The 19,171-nt window shown below is 33.4% G+C and carries 17 protein-coding genes; 2 read left to right on the top strand and 15 right to left on the bottom strand.

The genetic code is table 11. The features are described from left to right. Window positions 1-9 precede the first annotated feature (9 nt). The 15 genes from DFQ00_RS04970 to DFQ00_RS05040 form a co-directional block, all read right to left on the bottom strand. Window positions 10-189 (bottom strand): hypothetical protein, encoded by a 180-nt coding sequence (locus DFQ00_RS04970; RefSeq protein WP_110894756.1) that lies wholly within the window; start codon window positions 187-189, stop codon window positions 10-12. A gap of 81 nt (window positions 190-270) precedes the next feature. Beyond that, window positions 271-504, bottom strand: a complete 234-nt coding sequence (locus tag DFQ00_RS04975) for a hypothetical protein (protein ID WP_110894758.1) — start codon at window positions 502-504, stop codon at window positions 271-273. Window positions 505-667: 163 nt separating this feature from the next. Beyond that, on the bottom strand, window positions 668-871 hold the full coding sequence (locus DFQ00_RS04980) for a hypothetical protein (RefSeq protein ID WP_110894760.1): 204 nt from the start codon (window positions 869-871) through the stop codon (window positions 668-670). A 14-nt stretch (window positions 872-885) separates the two neighbouring features. Further along, window positions 886-1,119 (bottom strand): hypothetical protein, encoded by a 234-nt coding sequence (locus tag DFQ00_RS04985; RefSeq protein WP_110894762.1) that lies wholly within the window; start codon window positions 1,117-1,119, stop codon window positions 886-888. A 198-nt stretch (window positions 1,120-1,317) separates the two neighbouring features. Next, window positions 1,318-1,488, bottom strand: coding sequence for a hypothetical protein (locus tag DFQ00_RS29050; protein ID WP_167433606.1), 171 nt, complete (start codon window positions 1,486-1,488; stop codon window positions 1,318-1,320). 169 nt (window positions 1,489-1,657) lie between these two features. Next, the gene (locus DFQ00_RS04990; RefSeq protein ID WP_110894764.1) at window positions 1,658-1,873 is read right to left on the bottom strand and encodes a hypothetical protein; all 216 of its coding nucleotides are present in this window, start codon (window positions 1,871-1,873) and stop codon (window positions 1,658-1,660) included. Window positions 1,874-1,902: 29 nt separating this feature from the next. Continuing rightward, a complete protein-coding gene (locus DFQ00_RS04995) occupies window positions 1,903-2,145 on the bottom strand; it encodes a hypothetical protein (protein ID WP_110894766.1) in 243 nt (80 codons plus the stop codon). Window positions 2,146-2,233: 88 nt separating this feature from the next. Then, on the bottom strand, window positions 2,234-5,266 hold the full coding sequence (locus DFQ00_RS05000) for an N-6 DNA methylase (protein WP_110894768.1): 3,033 nt from the start codon (window positions 5,264-5,266) through the stop codon (window positions 2,234-2,236). Window positions 5,267-5,288: 22 nt separating this feature from the next. Then, window positions 5,289-7,463, bottom strand: a complete 2,175-nt coding sequence (locus DFQ00_RS05005) for a hypothetical protein (protein WP_110894769.1) — start codon at window positions 7,461-7,463, stop codon at window positions 5,289-5,291. Window positions 7,464-7,582: 119 nt separating this feature from the next. Next, entirely contained in the window at window positions 7,583-7,924 is a 342-nt protein-coding gene (locus DFQ00_RS05010; RefSeq protein ID WP_110894771.1) for a hypothetical protein, read from the bottom strand. 187 nt (window positions 7,925-8,111) lie between these two features. Beyond that, window positions 8,112-8,792: a hypothetical protein gene (locus tag DFQ00_RS05015; RefSeq protein ID WP_110894773.1), complete on the bottom strand. Its 681-nt coding sequence runs from the start codon at window positions 8,790-8,792 to the stop codon at window positions 8,112-8,114. Window positions 8,793-9,406: 614 nt separating this feature from the next. Beyond that, entirely contained in the window at window positions 9,407-10,960 is a 1,554-nt protein-coding gene (locus DFQ00_RS05020) for a DEAD/DEAH box helicase family protein (RefSeq protein ID WP_110894775.1), read from the bottom strand. 89 nt (window positions 10,961-11,049) lie between these two features. After that, window positions 11,050-11,298 (bottom strand): hypothetical protein, encoded by a 249-nt coding sequence (locus DFQ00_RS05025; RefSeq protein ID WP_110894777.1) that lies wholly within the window; start codon window positions 11,296-11,298, stop codon window positions 11,050-11,052. 1,436 nt (window positions 11,299-12,734) lie between these two features. Then, the gene (locus DFQ00_RS05035) at window positions 12,735-14,975 is read right to left on the bottom strand and encodes an AAA family ATPase (RefSeq protein WP_110894781.1); all 2,241 of its coding nucleotides are present in this window, start codon (window positions 14,973-14,975) and stop codon (window positions 12,735-12,737) included. Then, window positions 14,972-16,021, bottom strand: a complete 1,050-nt coding sequence (locus DFQ00_RS05040; protein ID WP_167433607.1) for a tyrosine-type recombinase/integrase — start codon at window positions 16,019-16,021, stop codon at window positions 14,972-14,974. The genes DFQ00_RS05035 and DFQ00_RS05040 overlap by 4 nt, the downstream gene beginning before the upstream one ends. Before the next feature lie 156 nt (window positions 16,022-16,177). Between DFQ00_RS05040 and DFQ00_RS05045 the strand changes: the two genes are divergently transcribed. After that, the gene (locus DFQ00_RS05045; protein ID WP_110895098.1) at window positions 16,178-16,378 is read left to right on the top strand and encodes a hypothetical protein; all 201 of its coding nucleotides are present in this window, start codon (window positions 16,178-16,180) and stop codon (window positions 16,376-16,378) included. A 39-nt stretch (window positions 16,379-16,417) separates the two neighbouring features. Continuing rightward, on the top strand, window positions 16,418-18,994 hold the full coding sequence (locus DFQ00_RS05050; RefSeq protein WP_110895100.1) for an RNA dependent RNA polymerase: 2,577 nt from the start codon (window positions 16,418-16,420) through the stop codon (window positions 18,992-18,994). Window positions 18,995-19,171 lie beyond the last annotated feature (177 nt).

Here is a 19,171-nt window from a genome sequence, read left to right on the forward strand (position 1 = left end):
GATATTATTTTAATGTTTGTAAATAGAAATCAAATCTTCGAGCTTCAAAATCTCTGCCTTTTGCAAAGGCTGTTTCCCGTTGATGAACAATGAAAACAAAGAATTACTAATTCCTAGTTTCTTTGCAATGAATGACTTCTTAATTCCATAATCATCAATAACTTTTTGTGTTCTTTCTTTGAGCGTCATGTGTCCACCTCCTTAAAATATATTTTAATTGTTATTCAAAAAAAATTGGTCAAATAAGCATTTCATTTAGATAAGTATTCATTAAACACTGTAATACTCGACTTCTAAAATTAAATCAATCATATCTTCAATGTCATCAGCAGCCTTTTCGTTAACTGTGATCCGATTTTTATTGATCTCAATTGTGCAGTTATTTGTATGTATTGTACATGTAGGAGAGATTGCAAATGAATGTTCATCCCCAATTACTTCGTATTTCACCCCTTCAGCATCAAGTTTCTTAGTGACTTGTTTAACAAATTTATCAATCTTCATTATTTTCATACTCCATTCATTATGAATTTATAATTATACGATATTCTGTATTTAAATATCATCAATTGCGAGTGTTATACTTTTGATTTCGGATATTCATACAATTGAATCTAAGTAAAGCAAGAATTTTATTAGAAAATCATCTTCCGTAAAACATTCAACTCTAATTAAAACAAGGAACCATGTAACCGTTGATGTGATCGAAAGTTGCTTCAATGTCACTCATTTTAATTGCTTGTTTGCCCCATGCATCAACCCTAAGCAATTCACCTTTATCATCAATTAGCCAGATATAAGTTTCCATGTCAGCATGTACGGCATATGTTTTACTTTTAAAATTAACCACTTGATTAAGTTCGAAGTCCATCTTTTATTCCCCCATTATTTGCTTATATGATTAAGATTTGTTAAACATCCATCAAACAAAACATATGTATCTAAAGTGTTGATCCACAATTCTACAATTCGTTCTGGGATTGATGTATTGGTCTCACTCAATACATCCGTTGTGTTAATTCCATATTCCGCTTCTAAACTCAGTAATTCATCGAGCGCCTTGGATGGCTGAACTTTAAAATTATCAGGTCGTATTACTGTCTTGAATTTATCAATCATATTTTATCCCCTTATTTCTAAGTGAAATCACTCATTTATCAAGAATATTTAATCAATTCCAATGTTTCTTTACTTATTTTCACTTTTGTTAGTGACTGCAATATATTGTAACCACAAGATTCACAATCAAAGTATTTTTCATTTAAATCATTATCCGTTTTGATTTTCATTTTTATTTTGCAATTAGGACATTGCATATTAGCAATTTCCCCTCTTATATTTGAGTACCGATTTCTTTCCTAGATCAAATGTATCGAAGTTGCCAATAAAATTCTTCTCTCCAGTACCCCAGTTTATCGAATAAGCCTGAAAAGATGATCCATCTTCATATACCTGACCAACTACAACATCTTTCTTTTTGATAAGCATTATTATTCCTCCATTATCCTTATGAAATGAGTAATTCATTTAATTACGGTACAAAGTTTCTCGTTCGAATACGTTGTTTATGTATTGCTTAACTTGTTAATGTAATTATAATCTCTATTTTTATTATTGTAAAGTATTATTTTAGTGTTTAATACTACTCATAATTAACTTATAAGTAGTCTCTCTCTTTGATTAAATCCGCATTTTCTTTAATCCACTTCTTTGCTTTAGCCAACGTCTGATGGCTGTCCGACTGGCTTTTAAATCGTTCAACAGCCTTAATATTCCAATGGATGGGCTCCACATCCCATTCATGCTTAGATCCACCATTGTAAATAACGAAACCCATGTACTCATATAGACCATCGAACTTAGTCTTTTCCAAGTAAACCCCTCCTTGTAAAGATTATTATATCATTTCATGTACGCCGGTACTTGTTTGCCTTGAAGTTCACACTCTTCACGGAAGCGCTGCTTCCACTTTTCGCTACTTTCCTTGCGCATTGCATCTAGTCGAGCAGTTTCTTTTGCTGCGAACTCTGCACAGAGGCGTTCATGATTGGCACGTTCTTCCGCGAGTCGAACATTGATTGCCTCGATTCGAGCCGCTTCTTTCTGTGCTTTCGCTTCTTTGATTCCTTTGAATAATTTAAACATATGTATCGTCTCCTTATTTGTTAACTTGATAATGTAATCATAACACCTAGTTACATTGTTGTCTAGTATTATCTTTGTATTTTATAAATTAAATCACCTCCTGTTGTCCCCATTTTAAACGTGTGTATCCGTGTTGGTCTTTTTCCTTTGTCATTACCATGTTCAAAATATCGAAATCGACACCAAACCGCTCATATAATTCATCATCGTTTACATCATCATTTTTCATAAACAGATTCAACTTTTCCTTACTTAAAATTAACTTTAGTAGATTACTTTCTATGCTATTTTCATAAGTTATATAGTGTATTTCTTTATTGTCCGATTCTGAATCAAAACGCACAAACCTAGCTGTAAACTGGTGCAGACTTGCCCCATTCCACGCCAATTCTGGAACAATGATTTTGTTTACGTAATTGATGCTTATACTGCTAGACATTGATTGTTGAGTACAAACCATAATAGGGTTGATACATTTTTTCATTTCAATTATCATTTCTTTCCTCTGCTTCAGACTCATATCCTCACCAGTGACAATAAATAGTTTTCGTTCTGGGAATATCTCTTTAATATGTCTCGCATAACTATATACTGTCTTTTTAAATCTACATCCGATTACAACTGGTTCATTGTTCCATTTCTCAAGTTTGTTAAATACATTCTTAAACTTAGAGGAGTATCCGCTACCTCTATATTCCTTAAAAAGGTGCGGAGCGCTGCAACTTCTGATAAGCATATTTAACTGTTGTAATATTTCTAACATTCTATCTTTTCTGCTGTTACCTGTCCTATTTACGCTTCTCGCCATTTCATAAAACTCTTCTATAATCTTTTTATATAAATCATATTCGTGATTGTTGAAACTGCATGTATCTTGAAAAATGTTAGCAATTGATCTTCCTGTAATTTCTTCAAATGTTCTAGTAATAATCGTTGAATCAATTAAAGCTTTTAGTACATCCGAATTATATATGTGCTGCGTAGCCTGTGATACTCCAAACACAGTTATTTTTTCGGGTATATGACTTTCTTTAAATAACTTCTGCCCCTTGTGATACTGAGGATAGGGTTTCAGATAGTGTACATTTAATTCTGTTTTTAGTTCCTTAGTCTTCTTGTCTTCTACATATATTTCTTCACATCGATTCAAAAAATTAACCGAGGAATTATAAAGCAACTGAAATTGTGGAAAAGCCTCACCTATTGAATTTCTGACACTTGTACCAGTTGTTAATAGTTTGTATTTTGCATTTTTAAATACGTTCAAAGTGGCCTTCGTTCTTTTACTTGTCATGGTGGCTATGCTGTCACTTTCATCAAGCACTAGACCTATTTTACGCCCACTTAAGCGGATAAACTTCTTAATCTGTCTCTGATACTTAGTAACCATATTAAACGTTACTAGTACTATGTCAGATGGTTTAATAGATGAGATACTTTGCAAAGAGTCTACTTTAACAAATGGAATACCATAACTTGTAAGTATAGTTTCAAAAGTGCCCGTAATTGCAATAGCTGGAGCAACTATAAACATATTTCTCACATTGTTGTGCTGTAAGTGATACTGAGAATAGGCAACGGCTGCAAGAGATTTACCGCCTCCACAATCCCACTGTAAAAGCCCATATCGCTTTTGTAGCATCCTTCCCATATCATCACATTGTATACTATTAAACTTGATTACACGGTCATTTAGAGAGTCGTTTAGTTCATATTCATTTAGCCATTTAGAGATATATTTATCTTGCGACATTGTTTTAAATGGCTCTGCTTGTTTCTTGTAAGCATTAATTTTTCTTTGTTGTAGTTTCTTAAATTTCCGTTCTTCAAAAGGGTAGTCCTCATTGAGAATCATATCTACAAACGATGCTTCTTTTACTTTCTCCATTTTAGATAGTTGCAATTTCGTTTTGTGAGAATAGGCTTTATATTTTAATCCTGACGCTGTTTTAACAAGTTCAATTTCATCCATCTCTTTTATATGTTGATTCTTAATTATACGTTTTAGATATGACAATACTTTGTTTGGTGTTAGTCTCACTTTTACCCATTCATCGTACTTCATTGATTCAGGTTGTCTTTGTTTCGCTAACTGATTAACTTTTTCTAAGCACTTAGCATATTTGTTCCTGATTTTGGAATTACGCTTAATATCAAATAATAATTTTTTCACCTCATCCTGATAATTACTATCATCGCTTCCGCTTCTTAATGATTCTAACAAAACCTTTTGCTTAATCTTCTCCTTCTCTTTCACAATTGGTTCTATGTATGACTTATAAATGCAATCACTAGTAGTTTCGCTTATGTTTTGAATTGATGAAATAGTACTTTCATAGGGTCTATTATTTGAAATGTATTGACTCTTCTTTTGAAAAAAAACAATCTTAGTTCGAAAATTGTTTACTCCAACATTCTCAAAAGAGTTGGAAGGTAATTCAGTTTGATAGATGAAGTTGAATTTTTCATTTAATGTCTTGATCATTCCAGCATCTGAAAAATCATCAACTATAAATGAGACAGGGACAATCAAAGCAAGTATCCCTGAAGGTTTAAGTAGTTCATAAGATTTTAAACAGTAATATAATTGACTTAAGTATTCTACATTGTTATATGACCATTTCAAGTTAAAAGGAGGATTTCCCAATACAATGTCAAACTTGATTTGTGGCTCATAATTTCTAATATCGTCATGCGACATGTTAACATCAGGGTAAAGGTGCTTAGCTACTTTAAATGCCTTGATATCAAGTTCATTCCCGTATACATTATTATGATTCGGTAACCAGTTAAAAAAGTTACCCATTCCACAAGTAATATCTGCAAACAGATCATCTCTGGAAGGCTTTAGACAGTCAATGAGGAATTTAGATAGAAGATGAGGCGTAAAGAATTGCCCCACCTCCAGATCCTTCTTGGCCTCAGTATATTCATGAAAATTATGGTAATCCGAAAAGTTCAATCCGTGTAGGCCACCATTACCTGTATATGTATCAAAAATGTTTTGTTCCGTTATTCCATATTTTTCAGTCAAACCGTTATCAATTAGGTGAATTATTTTATCATTTATATTTTCTCTCTTATTAGATGGAACAGTAATATTTTTAATCTGATAAGCCACTTGTTTAACCCCCTACTCTATATCACACAGCTACTTTTTTGTATCCACAATATTCAGATGCAAAGCGCGCGGCTTCTTGATTGCCGATAAACTCAATATCCAATTTCCCATTTTTAAAGAACTTGATTGTCTTTACTTTTTTCATTTCTTGTGTTGTATAACGTTCATAGTTTTCCAATTTCAATAAATTTTGATATCCACAATACTTGTCTTTTAATTCTTCATTAATTGTAAGTAATCCACTATCGAATAATTGTAATGATGCGAGAATTTTTGATACCCGATCTTCATTTAATTCATACCTTTTCCAAATCGAATCATAATGGGCAAAATATCCGTCAAGATTTAGTTTATTACCTTTAATTAATATTTTTTCTCCATATTTGAATATTTCTTTGGTGTTATCTTTAATTTCTTTTTCAGCTTTTTCAGTGAATGAGCATCCTTCTAATTGAATAAAGATATTGTCTAAGACATCTTGAAAATCACTTTCAAAATCCAATTTTTTGATTATTTTCTCACTATCAATTGTTACTTTATATTTGTTTATGAAGTGATAACAGATATTCCTAATGAAACTTTCTTTGATTTTTTTTAAACTATTTTCATATTCGTAAGAACTCATTACGCCATGAAAGGAACCATGTGGAACTTTATTTAGCTCACTATAGAAATTTTCATAAGCCACTATAAGGGCTTTATAGTTTGTTTCTTGTTCTTGGCAAAATTTATAGTCATCATCAGAAACTCTCTGATCATTAGTTATCTCAATCTCATCAAATTTTGAAAAGATATCATCAAATGTTTCTGTGTTGTTTGCTAGTTCTTCGTTGTTCATAGGCTTTTCCTCCTGTGTTACGCTATTTTCTTTTAAATTAGAATCAACAGTATTATTTTCTTGTTTATGAGGAGTTTCAGCATCCTCTTTATGTGGTACACCTTGTAAGTCGTTTGTATTTACTTTAAGCGACTCAGCAAATGTAATTGTTTCAGGCGATTGTTTTGCCCACCACTTGCCTCCATTAAAGCGAGACCAGCGAAATCCATTAGACTTAAGTTCTTCAATTACTTCAGGATCTGGCTTCTCAGTAAAGGAAATTTCAATACCATTCTTTTCTTCATTCAAAACGACAGAAACAGCTTTTAATTCTTCGTTGCCATTTTCGTTTACCGTTTCATTGCCTTCCTCACTACTCTCATTTTGTTGAGTTGTTTCAATTGCGGGAACACTTGATACGGACTGTTTACGTGTAGTCTTTTTGTAGACTGTTTTTTCAACATATTCAGTAACTTCAACAAACTCAATAACAGCAATATGCCCTTTACCCAACAAGCTATTAATTTTATCAACGGAAAGACTCCAAGACTTATCAATGCTTTTAGATGGTTTATTGTTTTTCCCTAACTTTGCAAAAGTGTGATATTTATTAAACTGTTGATCAATGTGAATTAATGTGTATCTGTTTCCTTTACTCGCTCCATGTGTGTAACCAACTTTCATTGCAAATGTAAACCCTTCTTTGATATCTGCTTCAGTAACTTCATTAACAGATTTTTCAACCACTTGAATTGTTTTAACAGGAACTTTAACAATCTCAGGTTTAAGAGCATCGCAGTCGCTCAAAGCTTTTTCAATACGTTTGATCAAAGAACTAACTTTTTCTTCTTTTTGTTGGGATGCAGATTTCTCTTTGTTTTCCCAATCATATGTATTAGTAGCATATACGCCGTTACCTTTTGCAATAATTTGACCATCTTTCTCAATGTGCCAACTTGCTCCCTTAGGATTGGCAAATGCAAATGTTGGATATGTTTCGATTACTGTATAAGATGGTTCAACGTTAGCTTTTTCTATTTCTTTTTCAATAAGTACTGCACATGAGGCTTTTTCATTCTCTGTGGATGCTGCGTCATTCATCATAGCCGTTAATTTCTCAATACGAGAGTTTGCAACATATGATTGCTTATTGTAGTCATATTTTCTTACTTCGCGACCAGAGTCAGAAAGATTATATTTGCATACATCGACTAACAATACATATCCATTCTTAGTTGCGACACCAGACCAAGAAGCAGGAGAATAATAGTCAACCATTGAATCCGATTCATCTTGTTTGTATCCGAAAACCTGCCAACCTGAGTCCACCAATTTGTACATAATGTTAACCTTTGCTTCTTGTTTGTCTAAGTAATGCATCCGAATCACCTCATCTATTTGATACCTTAATTATAACTTATATCAGTGTAGTTGTACAGTATTATTTTTGTGTATTAAACTAAAAAAAGAGATTCCTAAGTGGAATCCCTGAGTAATAACTATTTAACTTTGACTGTCCATATCTCTACTTCTTCATCATCATTTAATGGTTCAACATATGTTACCTCAACCTGCTTATCTTGATACTGTTTACGCAATACATTAGTAAATGACTTGTCCTCTTTAGTTGTAGCAATATCTGTCACCTGTAACACCCAGAAACGTCCATCCTGATCCTTGGTGGTGTGAGCCACATAGTAGCCACTACCCTTCATGTAGTAAACCTTCTCGACCTTCATAGTCGCTTGCTTAACCTTTTGGTTGACCCCATTTGCCATACTTACACTGGACACCATTAGAGACAATACTAACACCATCAACATTACAGTAAACTTTTTCATTCAATACACATCCATTCTTATATTATTTTAGTCTATTTATTAATTGAATTTATAAGTTCAAGGTGCTGGCTGAAGGATAATCCTGCTGACGAACGTTTAGTCTGATTCTGTGAATTTACTCTTTGCTCTGGCTGCTTAAACGCTGCATATGGATTAGTTTTATGTACTGGATGTATGTAATAGATTCTTAGCATGTAATTACCTCCTTTTTGCTGTTGATTGTGATTAGTGGTGAGATAGACAATGAAGATTTGATATCAGCCATATATCTAGAATCGAAACTTGTGTATTTAGATTGCTTAACAGTTATATGTTGATTAGAAGTGATTGTAGTAAGAGATATTGCATCGATATCAAAATCAATCCATCCATCATAAACCGCTACCTCTTGGTAAGGTAGAATAATCTCAACCCAGTTAGTCCGCTTACGCTTAGGTTTATGAGTTATGTATAACGCATTCTCGTACTGTGCGTAGCGATCAACCTTGACAGACTCGATAACTGTATGAGTTAGTTGCGGAAAACCAAACTCAGAGAACTTTACGATACTTACTTTGTGTCCCAATTCAAGTTTGTTGATAATTTCTTGCTGATCTTCTGTCACATGAGTAGTATTTGCTTGCATGAATTCAGTCAGCATATCAGCCATAGGAGAGCTGGAGAATTCAGCCTTAACAGCTTCAATCAATTCATCAGTAACAGTAACATTGTTGTCAGCCAAATCAAGATGAAATCCCAATTTCACAGAACCTTTCTGTGCATCAGACAAGTTGTTGTATTTGTCGTCAAATTTGCGAATTTGGTTAGCGAGTAACTCAGAAAGATAATCCACTTTGTAATCCATGTCCATTTGGTTGAAGTTTGTCATTATAATTACCACCTTATTATTTATTATTTTTGTGTTGTTATTTATATTAACGAAGGATTAGTGCCCCTACGATTGTTTTACTCTTCAACGCTTGCTTACGTGCCCATTGGGACTTCATAATTGCCAGTTTAGTCTGACTCATTTGATTTCAACTCCTTGTTTCGTTTTCCTTTACCTTATATACTTATTATACATCATAAATATATAAATGTACAGTATTATCTTAGTGTTTTAACACAAATAAGCCACCTTTTTTATGGGTGACCTAAATGAGTTATAGATTAGAATTGAATTAAGGAATAATTAAACCAAATGACAGACACAACGGGTTTTGTTGTGGATGAAGGTGAAGCGACAGCCATGGAGTGAAACGGAATGGATCTCGCCACCTATTATTAGGTGTAAGATGAGATTCAATATGATTAATTACACTTTCCTTATGTATCAACGATTTTTTATGTTTTACTACATCAAAAATAATCAATTATGTACTTTCATTTTCCACGTTTTGGACGCAAAAAAATTCAAAAACCCTTATGTATCAACGGTTTCAAGCATGTTATTACCTATTAAAAACCCTTATATAAAGGATTATTCCACGATTTGGACGCAAGCTACACGTCAAAAGCCTGATATTTAGCCAAAATCCAGCATCTCTTGTTGTAATTTGGATTGATTTGACCGTCCTCCAATTTCCGTCTTCTGTCTTTGTTCGTTCTGTCATTATTATTTAAACTATAAGGTAAATCATTCTTCAAGAAGTACATGTTTAACTGATCACAATCCTTCTGTAGTCTGCCACGTCCATCTCTTAAATCAATTCTTTTGATTAATTCAGCTTGATCATCCTTGTATAAGCGCTTTCCTACAATACAATCCAGATAATCCGATATTGTAGCTTTGTTAACTGTATCATCTAATACACTATGATTCACTTGTCCTAGCTTATCTTTCATATAGTTGATGTATCCTTCCTCTTTGTTAAGTAAGTTATTGTATAAATTTTGATCATAGCATTCTTTAAAGTATCTTATTTCATTTACTACCTTCTCATATCCAACCACGTTTTTTGCTGCTTTGTCGTAGATAAGAGGATTATTGCTTCTGCGATATTTTTTAATATACTCAGCAGATCCAGTTTCAAGTAAATATTTCGCTGGAACAATTGTACGTTCACACTGCACCATCTTCTTATTCATCATCTTGTTAGACATGTCTTTGATTATGATAGTAACCTTATCTCGACCATCTATAATGCGCTTTCTGCCTAAACATTGAATAAGAGTATCCACATCTTCAATATCAGCAATAACATATTTGATTTGTCTATCTTTGAGGTTAATACCATTATCCAATGTGGATGTAGTAAATAAGAATTTCTCTTCAAACATTTCATTAGCAAGCATGTGACTGATTTTTTCTTTGTCTATTTTCTTCCCTACACCAGATACTGTTTTCTCAGCACAAACAAAGAGTGAATCCTTAAACAACAAATGTAAGTCCGCTGCTCTAGTTGCTGACTTAGTAAAACAAATCACCTTCTGATTCTTAGGAATCGCATGTAGAAACTTTTCTAACACCTTATCGTTTCTATAGAAAATCAATTCCTTAATGTGACTATAATCATGAGGAACATTGTAACTTCTGTATTGGATACCCTTATGCTTGAAGTATTCAATAGAAGAATCTGCTGTAGCTGACATAAAGATTTTAGTTTTGTTGGTATCAGCCAAAATCATATTGAACGAGTCTTCAGTATTGAAATTAAACTTTGACTCCGTTAAGAAATAATGAAACTCATCAGATACAATATATTGATACTTGCTACTGAATACCCTACTCTTCTTGCGTAAAGCACTCTCAATAGTTTGATAAAGAAAGATATCAATCGTATCTCCTTTATTATCTTGTTCAATCTCTCGTTGAAATTGTTCACTTAGTCGTGTTCGGTTAAGTAAGAATAATATCTTGGTTCCTTCACGTTTAGCCTTCTCATATAGAGTGTTCTTGATGAAGTATGACTTACCCACACCTGTACCAGCTTCAATCGTGATAATCTCACCTTGCTGCCATTGTTCAACTTCATTGCCTATGATGTCTGTTACTGTGAGTCTCTTTTTGCGAGCAATAACTTTAGTCCTCCTTCCGTGATAAGTGATATAAATCATATATGTAAAACTCTATAACAGAGTGGAAGCGTATATTCTTTAATGAATATGTAATATGTTATTATTGTGTTAAATGACAAGGGAAAAGACTATTCCCCTTTGACTATGCTTAACAACTTAACGGTGTACTCTTCTAGAAATATTCTAATTTGCTCCTGTGCTAAAACCTCATTTGAAATAGATCCATGTTTATATGCTTCCATTACACCCAGTAAATCATCAACTGTATATCCTACTGCATTATTGTATGCTTCAGTATTGTTAGGTGTAATGACATCGTTGATAATAGTTTGTTTAAGCTGCTTATCTTTGTTGTATAAGTTATCAAAGCTATTCATATGTAACTCCTCCTCATTAATTGTATTGGCTACTACATTGCCAAGTGTAATCATACGTATTATACCCCATTCATATGTAAATGTAATTTGGATTGTTCGTGTGAATGAAACCAGTAGCCACAGTTAGAACACCGTGACTACCTTGATATATGTATTGCTTATGATAAGACTGACAATGGTATGACGCTTATTGAACCCTTGAACCTTATACTTATATGCTTGCCTACCTTCATCCCATTCATGCGTTATAGTCTTTGGATGCTTAAGGATGAACAGTAAACGTTCAAAAGTGAAGTTTCTATCTGGTTGAGATAGTCGTTGTTCAGCATGTGATGATAATATGATATGTCTCTGTGATGCTAGTTGTGGTATAAGTGTTAGTAATGTATCAGTTGATAATGGTTCATGTATCATGATGTTCACCCCCAATAGTGGATTGCTTATTCGATAATCTAATTATACCATTTAACTATATAAATTGAAAGTATTATCTTTGTATTTTTAATTGAGATGAGATTATGAAGTGGACAAGTGAAAAGTAAAATTGATAATGGAAAATTGGATTCGAGATTCGGATTAGGAATTGCCGAGATTGAAATTTGGATGAGATTATACATATGACAAGTAAGACTGATAGCAGATAGATAGATGAGTATATGAGATGAGTAGGATAATATGTGGGTGATAAGTGGAACATTGTGATGAGAGATAGGCTAAGGTGAGAGTGATGAGATGAATGGATAAGTTATAGTGATAGTGATAGTGGAGATAGTTGATAGGTAATATAGTAGACAAATATCAATTAGATTATAATAAGTCATGATTTATGCAAACACTGTTACCCAGCGATTCAGATACCCCCATAGGGTATATAATAAGCGAGATGGAAATTTAGAATTTTTTTGAGTTTTCGAATATTTTTTTGAAAATTATATTGACAAATAGGCAGCATACTAGATCAGTTGCAGATATGTTGGTGAGTGGTTCTATCAGTAATACAATGTATCTTATATACCTGATAGAACCATAGGTGGGGGGTACATTTACACCCAGAAAGTAATAATATCTGGAAAATAATCCGCTAGCACTTCTCTATGGGTCATCAAGTTATTTTGAATTACACATTTTCAGCCTAATTTTCATGCACTCTCAATCGTACTCCCAATCGTAAAACTATAGATTTATCAACGTTTTAATATGTTTACTGTCTATCATATTGGCTGAATATTAGTCCCCATTTGCCCTAAATACTCATTTTCCCCTTATTCTATAAGCCTTTTACGATTCGAAGCATACATTTCAGCTATTATTATTCTTATTTTCCCTTGATACATATATGTTTTTGCGTTGATTGTATATCAATCTACGATGCTATACTTTTAATACAAAAAAGCCCACTGGACTCTTTCATCCAATGGGCTCAATTTTTCATATATTTAATTAATCTCTCTTAGCAGGTTGCACAGATGAGTATTGCGTCTCTTACTTTCTACTTTTCTGATGGCAAAATTTAGTGTCTCTGCCTGAGTTAAGAATATACACTTAGATACACTTCTCGTTATTGCTGTATAAATCAAGTTGGCACTAATCTGAAACTTATTGGATCTATCCACTACTATTAATGTTGCTTCACTAGAACTTCCTTGACTCTTATGTATCGTTAATGCCCAAGCAGATAGTAATTGAGCTGCTAAACCTATGTCTAATCTAACCAGTTGATCATCAAACTGAATTATAATTCCTTTTCTTTCACTCTCCGCTAATTCATCGTCGCTATTCTTTTTATCATCTTCCAGCTTTATATCGATCACTTTCCCTGAATCTCCATTTACTATATCTGTTCCTTCTTCAGACATGTTTGCTATCTGGTACATATTAACTGTATTAAGGATGTAGTCTCCAACTCTAATTAAACCATCATATCCATATTCATGTTGTTTCTTTGTTGAATCAAATGGATTGACTTGCTCTTGTATGTGCTTATTTAATTCTACGGTTCCTAACTTCCCTTTCTTAGTTGGAGATAGTACCATAATATCTTCAGGCTTATAAGTATTCAACAACAAATTATAATAGTGTTTATATCCCTTTTCAATCTGTACCTGATCAACACAGTGCAGTAAAAAGTCATTTCCAAACAACTGCTTGCCTTCAAAGTCATTATTTACAATTTGTTTACCTTCTCTTATCTTAGTGGCAACATCAAGGATGCCTCCATCACCTTGTCTAAACACGATGTCCAATTTAGTCATTGGAATTGCTCCGCTTACAATAGCATCGTGAAGAAAGTTTCCTGCCTGTACAGATAATAACTGAAAATCATCACCAACGAATAATATTCTTGTATTCGGATTTTTAATCTTAGAGAGTAATGATGATAGTATAAATACATCGGTCATACCGGATTCATCAATAATCACAAAGTCTTCATGGATCTCTAACATCATCTCTTCTTCCTTATCCATACCAAAACCAATTCTTCTATGTATAGTTTGAGCATTTACTCCTGTGTAGGTACGAGTAACTTTCGCTGCTTTTGCAGATGGGGATAGTAATACATATGTGAGTCCTAATTTATTTAGCAAATCTACAAGGAACTTTTGAAGCTTACTTTTTCCTGTTCCTGCGTACCCAATAAGTAAGTTGACTGAATATTTCTGAATACTTCTAAAGAAATCCTTTTGTTGATATGTAAGTCCTTTGGGTATATCTTCCTTATACGTTGCTTCAATCTCCAGAATGTACTTATCAGGATCAAAGTTTAGTGAAATTCCATTTTCCAACATTTCCGCTAATCGTTTCGCTATATACTTTTCAGCGTTGTAAGTTCTAGTAAGAGAAACTTTGTCATCTACAAATACTAATCCATCTGTATCATATAGAAAATTCTCAATCATTACTTCAGCAAGTTCTAGTTTCTCAGAAGCGTTTCTCAGCAACTCATCTTTTAACATATATGTGTGTCCTTGTTGTTGGTTGTCATCAATGGTGAATCTTATCCCATATTTGATTCTATGTGGATCATCTTTCTTGAAACCCATTAACTGTGCTATCTTATCAGCTCTTTTAAATCCAAATCCAGATAATTGAGTAAGCTCATATGGGTTGTCTTCAATTTTCTGGATGGCTAATTCCTTTGATCCAAATGTTTTCTCAAGTTTTAAAATAATGTCATATGTTATGCCGTACTTTCCCAATCGACTCAATACATCTCTATAGGCTATATTCTCAAGAATTCTATCTCTTATCTTGTTATATGTCTTTGATCCAAACTGTTTAACTTTCTCATATTCAAATTTATTATCTACAATCAGCTTAACAATATCCTCGTTTGGATAGGTCTTATATACTTCCTTTAACTGTAGATCCGTCATAAGTGTCGCTAAAAACGCCTTCTGACCCTCCATTGTCTCAGGAACATCCTGATATATCGATAACACGTTATAACTTGCTCCATATTTTGCATCAACTTTTTCAAGTTCAATTTGAGCTTCATACTCCACACCTAATTCTAGTCGTTGCATGACCCCTTTAACGCTAAGATTCCCGTATGAGTTTAAAAGCACATTTGGGCTATTTGTGTTACATGAGTATATCCTAAAATCATTTTTGTTATCTGCTTCTTTTCTTGGGAACATCATTTTCTCTGGTGTTAACTTCAATTCAATAATACTCAATTACTCATCTCTCCTTTATTTTGAATGAACTCTTGTGCCTCTCTTTTTATTTGGGACAATGTTCCATGATTTTGTTTCATAATCAAATCAATGAGTTCTTGCTTAGTAAGTTGCTCAAGAACAGAGTCATCAATTTTATCCTCTATTCTCAAACTTATACTGTTTGAATAGTCTTCGTTTATATGGCGGTAGTAAGTCTCAGTCGTAGAGATATTTGAGTGATTAAGATGTTTCTTTGCCTCTTCTAAAGTACCAAAGCTCGCAGCCACGTTTCTGAAACTGTGAAACTTGACATTTCTATCAGAAGAGATATTCATTTTTTCTTTCAACTTGTTCATCATTGTCTGTATAGTATTGTTGGATAAATGAAATATCTTATTGTCCTTGTATTTGTGATAGTATTTCTGGTCTTTGATTTTCAAGAGTTCATTGTACAGATCAACCGATATCGGCATTGTATGTCTTTTATTTCCCTTCCCTATAGTTGTAACTAAATAGTTTTCTGCATTAGGATTCTTTTTTATGTCATCCCACTCTAGCGACAAAATCGAACTTTTTCTAAAACTAGTAGTGTAAGCAGTTCTAATTAGAGCAGATTTTTCTTGTCCTTGTTTTCTGTCATCATGAACAATTCTAGCCATTTCTTCTGCTTCATTCAGATATAGTGGGCCAGTGTGTTCTGAATCATCAGAAAGCATATCGACTTTTACATGCTTCGAGTTGATGGGATACTCGTTTATCTCCAGAAACTCATATAAACTTTGGATCGGAGCTATGTAATTGTTTATGGTGATATTGGTGTACTCAGCTTCATGATCTTTTAGATGCTTTTGATATCGAATCATATCCGCATTGCGAACTTTCAAATCATCAACGGTCAAATATTCTATGTCTTTGTTGACATTGTGCAACCATAAAAAGAAATTTCGAATACTCCTCTCATAGTTTTTTTGTGTGTGTTTGCTCTCGAACTTGCCTATGAAAGTCATAATGTCTTCATAAACTCTTCTACTATACAACTGAATTACATTTGCTTCGCTTTTCATAAAGCATTCCTCCTTCGACCTCTTGATTTCATTATATATGATAAGCATTTAAAACACAACGATAATACTTGACAAAGTTTAAATATAAACTTATATTGTATCTACGGACATCAAATCCGAATAAACGAAGGCTACTAAGCCGAAAGGGAAGACTTAATGAGAAAAGGAAAACAGGGAAATCATTCAACTATCACGTGGGAGGATCGATACTACGATGGATACGGCGATGACTGGGATTATTATGATGAAAGAATGGTATCAGAGTATATGAAACAAGGAATTGATGATTGTATCGAATACATAGAAGTGGCAGTAGATCAAGAAGTCTTGTGGTTGAAAAACAATACACATAGATAATACATATTATAAAATAAAAAATCAGCAAAGGGTGTTTGAATGGCATTGGATAAGCAAGTCTACATATATAGCGTTGACACAAGCGCTTTCTTCACAAGAAAGGAAAGCTTACTTCGTAAAGAAATCAACAAAGCAAAATTAAAAAAAGAAACAGAGAAAGTTAAAGAGCTTGATAAGAGTTTTCGTAATATCATCGATTCTAATGTACATTTAAAACGTAAACTTAATCCAAATAGTTTATCCATAGCCAATAAAGTCTCATTATTTGAGTCCTCACTCACAAGAACGCTGGGACTTAAAGAAAACAATACATACGAAGATGTAATTATTGTAGAGACACACTACTACAGCATCTTTGACAGTCTCATTGAGAACGGCTTTACTCTTAATGATGAAGAGTATGTACCATTTACAGCTTCAGCAGGACAAATTAGAACTAAAAAAACCGTATTTATGAAAAAAAACACTTGGGATGAGGTTAAGCAAACTCTGATGTGTGGTCTCTCAGAGGACAGAATTAACAATCATTACGATATTAGCAAGAATGATAAAAGACTATACGGTGTAAGTATAAATAAATACTTGGCATATTTAGCGCTATGCTCAAGCGCAACTGACTTATGGGAAGGATTCAACATAGATCGTTCAATTGTTGTAGATGATTTCGAAACTTCGATCAATACAACAGTTGATTATGTAGATGATGTCACCTACACAGTTAGTCGCAGAAAAATGGATGTACCCATAAATCATACCGATGGTTGCGGAATGATTTTACCGAAGAAAAGTAAAAAAGCATTCATGGTTCGCCTACCATGGGTTAAAGGATTGCTAGTCCCATTCCCCTTCAATAAATTCGTCGATGAGAAGAATAGGTTCTTGATAGACATTTATGGTAAGAAACACGATGTAATTAAAGAAAAAATAGAGGTTATTTTTACCAAGAGTCAATTTAAGATGTGGAAGTATTATCAAAGCTGGGATGAATATAAGTCTCTATATAAGCAACACAATTGTCATGCAAGCTTAACCAATACAGAAGAGGATGAATTAAGCTCAGCGCGACTTTGCTATCAAATGTTGCAAACTCTGACCCTTATCTCCGAAGAAGAATTAGATAAATTAGTATCAGTTACGCGTAATGAAATTCAAGAAACGGTCAGCAATCCAGAGGAAATGCTCAACTTATTGGGGGCAACTAAGGGAAAGTTTGAAGATAAAAACAATTTACAACAATCATTATACATATATCCTGAACTTTTATTGGACCCACATGTAAAAAACAAACTTAAGGAAGCAAAAGCTAGTTTGATGAGGAAGGTGTATACAGGAAAAGTTAAGGTCGATGGTTGTTACACTTTTATCGCTCCAGACTTGTATGCTTTTTGTGAGTATTTATTTGAGGGAAATAGCAATCCAATGGGTATCTTGAAGAATGGAGAAGTGTCATGCGTTGCAATTCAGAATGGCGAGAAAGTTGATTGTTTGCGGAGCCCTCATCTTTATAAGGAGCATGCTGTTAGATTAAATGTTAAAAATGATCAAACTCAAGAATGGTTCATTAGCAAAAGCGTTCATACCTCTATTCACGATCCCATCAGTAAAATACTTATGTTTGATTGTGATGGTGATAAGGTAACAGTAAGCAATGATAATACATTAGTAAGTGTTGCCGAAAGGAATATGGCAGACGTTGTACCTCTGTACTATGACATGAAAAAAGCGCCAGCAGAAAAAATCAACAGAAATAGCATAAAGCAGAATCTAAAAAGAGCCTTTAGTGGCAACATTGGTATCATTAGTAATGATATAACGAAACTCTGGAATAGCGATTCCGTAGATATTGATCTTGTTAAAATTAGAACGATGGAAAATAACTTTGAAATTGACGCTGCTAAGACAAACTATAAGCCAGTTCGACCAAAGCATATCAAGCAATTATTTAAACCATTCAATAAAATGAAAATGCCACACTTCTTTTCTTATGAAAAATACAGACTCAAACCACAGGACAGAAAAAACAAGAAATCTAAGCGAACCACTGAGCCTTGGACTAACACTACAACAGTTAACAGACTTAAAGGGATGTTTCCAGATGTCCGTATTAGATTTAAAACAGTGTCCGACAAGTATGAGTTCGACTATAAGAACATGATACACCAAGAAAGAACAAAGGATGATTTATACTACACCATACTAGATAAGTATAAAGAGTTAAATGATATTAAGTGGATGCTGTCTTCTAGAAATAAAAGTAGTGACATTAACAATGCCGACCACCTCCCTGTTTATAGCTACATAAGAAATGAGCTTTTGAAAATACATAATGATCCATACTATATTGCAGATGTAATTATTGAATATCTCTATAGTGGATCAAACACAGGATATAAAACAACTCTTTGGTCTAGTTTCGGAGACATAATTGTCGATAATCTTAAAAAAAATCTTGAGTCTAGGATAAAAACATGTGAAAGATGCAATACAGTTTTTTCAAATGTACGAGACAAGAGCACAAACTCTAGGAAGTATTGTGATTCATGCTCTTTGGATGTAAGAAAAGATAAAGTTAGAGAAAATGTGAAAAATTTAAGAAATAAGAAGAATATCATATAATTATTTTTGTGTAATCATTTCAAAGAACCACTATTTCTGACAAACCCTTGATACATAAGGGTTTTCTGAAAAACACGACTATTTTAGATGGGTGTTTTAGGGAGGGTATGCTATTGCAGCTTAATGACAAGTAATAGAAGTTTTAACTGGCATACTTTCACCAAAAAAACAATTACA

Origin of the sequence: Paenibacillus barcinonensis (genome assembly GCF_003217495.1) — a bacterium.
GTDB lineage: Bacteria > Bacillota > Bacilli > Paenibacillales > Paenibacillaceae > Paenibacillus > Paenibacillus barcinonensis.

Coding starts and splice junctions, on each gene's coding strand:
- DFQ00_RS04970 (WP_110894756.1), bottom strand. CDS start 189: ATGACGCTCAAAGAAAGAACACAAAAAGTTATTGATGATTATGGAATT.
- DFQ00_RS04975 (WP_110894758.1), bottom strand. CDS start 504: ATGAAGATTGATAAATTTGTTAAACAAGTCACTAAGAAACTTGATGCT.
- DFQ00_RS04980 (WP_110894760.1), bottom strand. CDS start 871: ATGGACTTCGAACTTAATCAAGTGGTTAATTTTAAAAGTAAAACATAT.
- DFQ00_RS04985 (WP_110894762.1), bottom strand. CDS start 1,119: ATGATTGATAAATTCAAGACAGTAATACGACCTGATAATTTTAAAGTT.
- DFQ00_RS29050 (WP_167433606.1), bottom strand. CDS start 1,488: ATGCTTATCAAAAAGAAAGATGTTGTAGTTGGTCAGGTATATGAAGAT.
- DFQ00_RS04995 (WP_110894766.1), bottom strand. CDS start 2,145: ATGTTTAAATTATTCAAAGGAATCAAAGAAGCGAAAGCACAGAAAGAA.
- DFQ00_RS05005 (WP_110894769.1), bottom strand. CDS start 7,463: ATGCATTACTTAGACAAACAAGAAGCAAAGGTTAACATTATGTACAAA.
- DFQ00_RS05010 (WP_110894771.1), bottom strand. CDS start 7,924: ATGAAAAAGTTTACTGTAATGTTGATGGTGTTAGTATTGTCTCTAATG.
- DFQ00_RS05015 (WP_110894773.1), bottom strand. CDS start 8,792: ATGACAAACTTCAACCAAATGGACATGGATTACAAAGTGGATTATCTT.
- DFQ00_RS05020 (WP_110894775.1), bottom strand. CDS start 10,960: ATGATTTATATCACTTATCACGGAAGGAGGACTAAAGTTATTGCTCGC.
- DFQ00_RS05025 (WP_110894777.1), bottom strand. CDS start 11,298: ATGAATAGCTTTGATAACTTATACAACAAAGATAAGCAGCTTAAACAA.
- DFQ00_RS05040 (WP_167433607.1), bottom strand. CDS start 16,021: ATGAAAAGCGAAGCAAATGTAATTCAGTTGTATAGTAGAAGAGTTTAT.
- DFQ00_RS05045 (WP_110895098.1), top strand. CDS start 16,178: ATGAGAAAAGGAAAACAGGGAAATCATTCAACTATCACGTGGGAGGAT.
- DFQ00_RS05050 (WP_110895100.1), top strand. CDS start 16,418: ATGGCATTGGATAAGCAAGTCTACATATATAGCGTTGACACAAGCGCT.